This is a genomic window from Kitasatospora sp. NPDC101235, assembly GCF_044767505.1.
Taxonomy (GTDB): Bacteria; Actinomycetota; Actinomycetes; order Streptomycetales; family Streptomycetaceae; genus Kitasatospora.
This window is the reverse complement of sequence record NZ_JBIWNZ010000006.1, coordinates 359,765-366,548: the sequence shown is the minus strand read 5'-3', so window position 1 is coordinate 366,548 and position 6,784 is coordinate 359,765. Positions and strand designations below refer to the sequence as shown.

The 6,784-nt window shown below is 70.3% G+C and carries 5 protein-coding genes; 3 read left to right on the top strand and 2 right to left on the bottom strand.

Going from position 1 to position 6,784, the window contains the following annotated elements; genetic code table 11:
* Positions 1 to 131 precede the first annotated feature (131 nt).
* Together ACIRRH_RS13715 and ACIRRH_RS13710 are read right to left on the bottom strand one after the other, a co-directional pair.
* Positions 132 to 593 carry a GNAT family N-acetyltransferase gene (locus ACIRRH_RS13715; RefSeq protein ID WP_403066251.1) on the bottom strand — a complete coding sequence of 154 codons (462 nt, stop codon included), beginning with the start codon at positions 591 to 593 and terminating at the stop codon, positions 132 to 134.
* Positions 594 to 693: 100 nt separating this feature from the next.
* A complete protein-coding gene (locus ACIRRH_RS13710; protein ID WP_403066249.1) occupies positions 694 to 1,485 on the bottom strand; it encodes a VOC family protein in 792 nt (263 codons plus the stop codon).
* A 193-nt stretch (positions 1,486 to 1,678) separates the two neighbouring features.
* On the opposite strand from ACIRRH_RS13710, the gene ACIRRH_RS13705 reads away from it, so the two are divergent.
* The 3 genes from ACIRRH_RS13705 to ACIRRH_RS13695 all read left to right on the top strand — a co-directional run bounded on the left by ACIRRH_RS13705 (position 1,679) and on the right by ACIRRH_RS13695 (position 6,712).
* Entirely contained in the window at positions 1,679 to 3,916 is a 2,238-nt protein-coding gene (locus ACIRRH_RS13705; protein ID WP_403066247.1) for an ATP-dependent RecD-like DNA helicase, read from the top strand.
* 226 nt (positions 3,917 to 4,142) lie between these two features.
* Complete coding sequence (locus ACIRRH_RS13700; protein ID WP_224282239.1) at positions 4,143 to 5,432, top strand: citrate synthase; 1,290 nt, start codon at positions 4,143 to 4,145, stop codon at positions 5,430 to 5,432.
* Positions 5,433 to 5,992: 560 nt separating this feature from the next.
* Positions 5,993 to 6,712, top strand: a complete 720-nt coding sequence (locus ACIRRH_RS13695; RefSeq protein WP_403066245.1) for an SDR family NAD(P)-dependent oxidoreductase — start codon at positions 5,993 to 5,995, stop codon at positions 6,710 to 6,712.
* The last annotated feature ends 72 nt before the right edge of the window (positions 6,713 to 6,784 follow it).

Sequence of the window (6,784 nt, the reverse complement as noted above, 5' to 3'; positions counted from 1 at the left end):
AAGCTAAGCCTTACAGCGCCGATGGTACTGCAGGGGGGACCCTGTGGGAGAGTAGGACGCCGCCGAACAATTCTTCAGAAGAACCCCCATCCGGGACCCGGATGGGGGTTCTTCGCATTTCCGGAGCAGGGTCAGAGTTTGAGCTTGAATCCGACGTGCGAGGCCGTGAACCCGAGCCGCTCGTAGAAGCGGTGGGCGTCCGTGCGGGTCGCGTCGGAGGTGAGCTGGACGAGGTCGGCGCGGAGTTCGCGGGAGCGTTCGACGGCCCACCGGATCAGTTCGCTGCCCAGTCCGCTGCCGCGTTCGTCGGCGTGGATGCGGACGCCCTCGATGATCGTGCGGGTGGCGCCGGCTCGGGAGAGGCCCGGGACGACGGTGAGTTGCAGGGTGCCGACGGTGCGGCCGGCCCGGTCGGCGACGATCAGGTGCTGGTGCGGGTCGTCGTCGATGCGGGCGAAGGCGGCGCGGTAGGGGGTGAGGTCGTCGGGGCTTTCGCGGGTGGCGCCCAGCGGGTCGTCGGCCAGCATGGCCACGATCGCCGGCAGGTCCTCGGCGGTGGCCCGCCGGATCGTCAGAACAGCCGTTTCAGTCATGATCAGAGACTAGAAGCAGCTCTTACCGCCACCACACCCTGTCTACGCCCGTAGCGCCCCTTCGCAGCCCTTCAGAAGGGCCACGGGACCCCACCCGGCGTCACTCCCCGGGTTTGGCACTGGTGATGACGGCGAAGACGGCGCCGTGCGGGTCGGCCAGCTGGGCCAGGCGGCCGACGCCGTGCACGTCCATGGCCGGGATCCGGACGGTCGCGCCGAGGGTGCCGGCGATGGCGATGCTGGCGTCGGTGTTGGGGACCTCGAAGTAGGGGAGCCAGTGCGAGCTGGTGCCGCGCGCGGTGTGCTCGGGGCCGAGCTGCATGATGCCGCCGTGGGCGTCGTCGGTGCCGCCGCCGGCAGGGGTGAGGACGGTGTACATCACCTCGCCGAGTGGGACGTCCTGCTCCTGCCAGCCGAAGACGGCGCGGTAGAAGGTTTTGGCACGCTCGGCGTCGATGCTGTAGCACTCGGCCCAGCAGAGGCTGCCCTCCTCGGTGACGAGGTCCAGGCCCCGGGTGCCGTGCGGCTGCCAGACCGCGAAGTCGGCGCCGGTCGGGTCCGTGTAGCCGGCCATCCGGCCCGCGGTGAAGACGTCGAAGGGGGCGAACCGGACGCGGCCGCCGGACTGTTCGACCAGGGCGGTGGTGCGGTCGGCGTCCTCGGTGGCGAAGTAGAGCGTCCAGCCGGGAGGGACGCTCTCGTCGGCGAGCGGGCCGAGAGCGGCGACGGTCCGGCCGTCGAGCTGGAAGAAGCCGTAGCCGCCGGCCTCGGGACCGGCCGAGTCGAAGGTCCAGCCGAACAGTGCGGTGTAGAAGTCGACGGACGCCCGGGTGTCGGGGCTGCTCAGGTCGAGCCAGTTCGGGGAACCGGGGCGGAAGTCGGTGTTGAGCATGGCGGCACTGCTCCTAGGACGGGGCCCGGGCGGGCGCGGTCGACAGCGGGCCCCCCACGGTTCCTCCCAGCCTGGCACCTCGGCCGGGGCGGTGCACGGCAGGAGCTGCGGGATCGGAACGGCGGGGTTGTCGGGGCGGGGCGGTACGGTGCGTAGCGGAATCGATCCACCCGTACCGGTCGAAGGGGGTCCGGTGAGCAAGCAGGCGGCGCAGTCCGGGCAGCAGGTGCCGCGCCAGCTGGCGCAGGTCGAGGGCGTGCTGGAGCGGATCACCTACGCCAACGAGGAGACCGGCTACACGGTGGCCCGGGTGGACACCGGCCGGGGCGGGAACGACCTGCTGACGGTGGTGGGCGCGCTGCTCGGGGCGCAGGTCGGAGAATCGCTGCGGCTCCACGGGCGGTGGGGCTCGCACCCGCAGTACGGGCGGCAGTTCACGGTGGAGAACTACACCACGATGCTGCCCGCCACGGTCCAGGGGATCCAGCGGTACCTGGGCTCGGGGCTGATCAAGGGGATCGGGCCGCGGTTCGCCGAGCGGATCGTGGAGCACTTCGGGCTGGACACCCTGGAGGTGATCGAGAACGAGCCGGGCCGGCTGATCGAGGTGCCGGGGCTGGGGCCGAAGCGGACGAAGAAGATCGCGGCGGCCTGGGAGGAGCAGAAGGCCATCAAGGAGGTGATGGTCTTCCTGCAGGGGGTCGGGGTGTCCACCTCGCTGGCTGTGCGAATCTACAAGCAGTACGGCGACGGCTCGATCGGGGTGGTGAAGAACGAGCCGTACCGGCTGGCCTCGGATGTGTGGGGCATCGGCTTCCTGACGGCGGACCGGATCGCCCAGGCGGTGGGCATTCCGCACGACAGTCCGGAGCGGGTGAAGGCCGGCCTGCAGTACGCGCTGTCGCAGAGCACCGACCAGGGGCACTGCTTCCTGCCGGAGGAGCGGCTGATCGCGGACGGCGTGAAGCTGCTCCAGGTGGACGTCGGGCTGGTGATCGACTGCCTGGCGGAGCTGGTGGCGGCCGAGGGGGTGGTGCGCGAGGCGGTCCCCGGGGAGGGCGGCGAGCCGGTCACCGCGGTGTACCTGGTGCCGTTCCACCGGGCGGAGATCTCGCTGGCCAACCAGCTGGTGCGGCTGCTGCGGTCGGACGCGGACCGGATGCCGTGGTTCGGGAACGTGGACTGGCCGGTGGCGCTGGACTGGCTGGCGAAGCGGACCGGGGCGGAGCTGGCGCCGGAGCAGGAGCAGTCGGTGCGGCTGGCGTTGACCGAGAAGGTCGCGGTGCTGACGGGCGGTCCGGGCTGCGGCAAGTCGTTCACGGTGAAGTCGATCGTGGCGCTGGCGCTGGCGAAGCGGGCGAAGGTGGTACTGGCGGCGCCGACCGGCCGGGCGGCGAAGCGGCTGGCGGAGCTGACCGGGGTGGAGGCCTCGACGGTGCACCGGTTGCTGGAGCTGAAGCCGGGCGGGGACGCCGCGTACGACCGGGACCGGCCGCTGGACGCCGACCTGGTGGTGGTCGACGAAGCCTCGATGCTGGACCTGATCCTGGCGAACAAGCTGGTCAAGGCGGTGCCGATGGGCGCTCACCTGCTGTTCGTGGGGGACGTGGACCAGCTGCCCTCGGTGGGTGCCGGGGAGGTGCTGCGGGACCTGCTGGCCGAGGGCGGGCCGATCCCGTCGGTGCGGCTGACCAGGATCTTCCGGCAGGCGCAGCAGTCCGGCGTGGTGACCAACGCGCACCGGATCAACGAGGGCAGGCCGCCGCTGACGGAGGGGCTGGCGGACTTCTTCCTGTTCGCCGAGGACGACGCGGAGCGGGCGGCCGGGCTGATGGTGGACGTGGTGGCGCGCCGGATCCCGCAGAAGTTCGGCTTCGACCCGCGCCGTGACGTGCAGGTGCTGGCGCCCATGCACCGCGGCCCGGCCGGCGCCGGGAACCTGAACACCCTGCTCCAGGCGGCGGTGACGCCGGCCCGGGAGGGGCTGGCCGAACGCCGCTTCGGCGGCCGCACGTTCCGGGTGGGGGACAAGGTCACCCAGGTCCGCAACAACTACGACAAGGGGCGGAACGGCGTCTTCAACGGCACAGTGGGAGTGGTGACCGCCCTCAGCGTGGACGACCAGCGGCTGACGGTGCTCACCGACGAGGACGAGGAGGTGGCGTACGACTTCGACGAACTGGACGAGCTGGCCCACGCGTACGCGGTGACGATCCACCGCTCGCAGGGCAGCGAGTACCCGGTGGTGGTGATTCCGGTCACCATGTCCGCTTGGACGATGCTCCAGCGGAACCTGCTCTACACCGCTGTGACCAGGGCCCGGAAACTCGTCGTGCTGGTGGGGTCACGCAGGGCGATCGGGCAGGCCGTCCGGGCCGTCAGTGCAGGTCGGAGGCATACTGCGCTCGACCATCGGCTGACAGCTGGATGATTATCCAACGGGATGGTTGCCTCTAATGTTCTCTTGACGTGAAGAGATTTACGGCAGAGCCTAGGGTGGGTGCCGATCTTGTCCGGTTCGTACCGGCTGCGGCGGCAGGTTTTGTAGGGGCGGGCCCTTTCGGGCCACCCCGGGTGCGCGACTGTCCTCCGGATGGGGGATGGTAGAGACAGTCAGGGCACCTTGGAAGAGGATTCATTTCGTCGGTGAGGAAGACGTGAGCGACAACTCGGTAGTACTGCGGTACCAGGACGGCGAGTACGAGTACCCCGTCGTCGAGAGCACTGCGGGCAACTCCGGCTTCGACATCTCGAAGCTGCTCCCGCAGACCGGCCTGGTCACCCTGGACAACGGCTTCGGTAACACCGCCGCGTACAAGTCCGCGATCACCTTCGTGGACGGTGACAACGGCATCCTGCGGTACCGCGGCTACCCGATCGAGCAGCTCGCCTCCGAGGGCGGCTTCATCGAGACCGCGTACCTCCTGATCAACGGCGAGCTGCCGAACGCGGACCAGCTGGCGGAGTTCAACCGCGAGATCACCCAGCACACCCTGCTGCACGAGGACGTCAAGCGCTTCTTCCAGGGCTTCCCGCGGGACGCCCACCCGATGGCCATGCTGTCCTCGGTCGTCGGCGCGCTGTCCACGTTCTACCCGGAGAGCCACAACCCGTTCGACGCGGCCCAGCGCCACCTGTCGACCGTCCGCCTGCTGGCCAAGCTGCCGACGATCGCGGCGTACGCGTACAAGAAGGCGATGGGCCAGCCCTTCGTCTACCCGCGCAACGACCTGAGCTACGTCGAGAACCTCCTGCGGATGACCTTCGCCGTCCCCGCCGAGGACTACGAGCTCAATCCGGTCGTCGTCAACGCGCTGGACAAGCTGCTCATCCTGCACGCGGACCACGAGCAGAACTGCTCGACCTCCACCGTGCGCCTGGTCGGCTCCAGCCACGCCAACCTGTTCGCCTCGATCTCGGCCGGCATCTCGGCCCTGTGGGGCCCGCTGCACGGCGGCGCCAACCAGGCCGTGCTGGAGATGCTGGAGAGCATCCAGAAGGACGGCGGCGACGTCGACTCCTTCATCACGAAGGTGAAGAACAAGGAAGCCGGCGTCAAGCTGATGGGCTTCGGCCACCGGGTCTACAAGGCCTTCGACCCGCGCGCCGCCCAGGTGAAGCTGCTCGCGCACGAGGTCCTCGGCCAGCTCGGCAAGAGCGACGAGCTGCTGGACATCGCGCTCAAGCTGGAGGAGCACGCCCTCAAGGACGACTTCTTCATCTCGCGCAAGCTGTACCCGAACGTGGACTTCTACACCGGCCTGATCTACCGCGCCATGGGCTTCCCGACCAGCATGTTCACCGTGCTGTTCGCGCTCGGCCGGCTGCCGGGCTGGATCGCCCACTGGCACGAGATGATCAACGACCCGACCAGCCGGATCGGCCGTCCGCGCCAGATCTACACCGGCACCGCGATCCGCGACTACGTGCCGCTGGACGCCCGCTGACCGGAGCGGAGCCGATCACCGGCCCGCACGGAAGCTGAGAGGGGCCCGGTCGCTGCTTGAGCGGCCGGGCCCCTTCGCGCCCCGGTGGCGTGCCCGAGGGCCCGCGCGGGGTCGGAACCGAACGGCGCACGACTCCGGGGCCGGCCGCAACCGGGGACGGCCGCTCAAAGCGTCCCTGGCCCGCCAGAACCCCGGCGTCGTGCGCGATGGCCGTCGAGACCGACGACCGTTCCCGGGGCCCGCCGGAGCCCCGTCGGCGACAGCCCGGTGGAAGCGCGGGAACACGTTGCCGTTCAGCGTGTCCCCGCCCATCGGAAAAACTGCCGCACTACCAACCTAAGACGTATCAGGGTGCGAGAAGTTACGCCCGGGGGGTGTGAGCTGCCTCTCGCCACGCTCTGTGTGCACGTCGTACCACGCCCATATCACACGTTCACTCGCGCGGGACGTCACCCTCCCCGCAGTCACGGCAACCGAGCGTGATAGGAATCGTGGCATTCCGGTACGGACCGTCGCGCACATTCGCAGCGCGACGGCGGGACTGGGGAGGGAGTGGGCAGATGGCCAGGAACGTCGTCGTCACCGGCGGTGGCACGGGAATCGGGTACGAAGTCGCGCGTCGGTTCGTCGAGGCCGGCGACCACGTGGTGATCGTGGGCCGCCGCCGGGAGGTCCTGGAGAAGGCCGCGGCCGACCTCGGGCCGAACGTCACCCCGCTGGTGTGCGACCTCGCCGATCCGGACGCCGTAGAGGCCGCGCTCGCCGACCTGCCCGAGCGGATCGACGTCCTGGTCAACAACGCCGGCAGCCGGGAGACCGTGGTCGGCGGCGGGCCGCACGCCCTGCTGGCGCGCTGGCGCGGCGACTTCGAGCGCAACGTGCTGACCGTGGTGCTGCTCACGGAGTCGGTCCGCGACCGGCTCACCCCGGGCTCCGGCCGGGTGGTCACCATCAGCTCCATCGCCGCCCTGCGCGGGGCCGGCTCGTACGGTGCGGCGAAGGCCTCGCTGCACGCCTGGAACCACTTCCTGGCCGCCCAGTTGGGCACCTCGGGCATCACCGCCAACATCGTCGCGCCGGGTACGGTCGCGGGCACCGAGTTCTTCGGGCCGCGGCTGGACGAGGCCGAGGTCGCCCGCCGGGCCGCCCGCACCCTGCTCGGGCGGATCGGCGAGACCGGCGAGGTCGCCGCGGCGGTGCACTTCCTGGCCTCGCCCGAGGCCGGCTTCATCACCGGCGAGATCCTGCACTGCAACGGCGGCGAGCTGCTGGGGCGTTGAGGCCCCGGAACGCCCCGTTCGCGTGAGGGCCCCGGACCGGTACCGCGGTACCTGTCCGGGGCCCTCCCACAT

Bases quoted from the DNA above. Each gene is read 5' to 3' on its own strand.
- ACIRRH_RS13715 (WP_403066251.1), bottom strand. From the start codon at position 593: ATGACTGAAACGGCTGTTCTGACGATCCGGCGGGCCACCGCCGAGGAC.
- ACIRRH_RS13710 (WP_403066249.1), bottom strand. From the start codon at position 1,485: ATGCTCAACACCGACTTCCGCCCCGGTTCCCCGAACTGGCTCGACCTG.
- ACIRRH_RS13695 (WP_403066245.1), top strand. From the start codon at position 5,993: ATGGCCAGGAACGTCGTCGTCACCGGCGGTGGCACGGGAATCGGGTAC.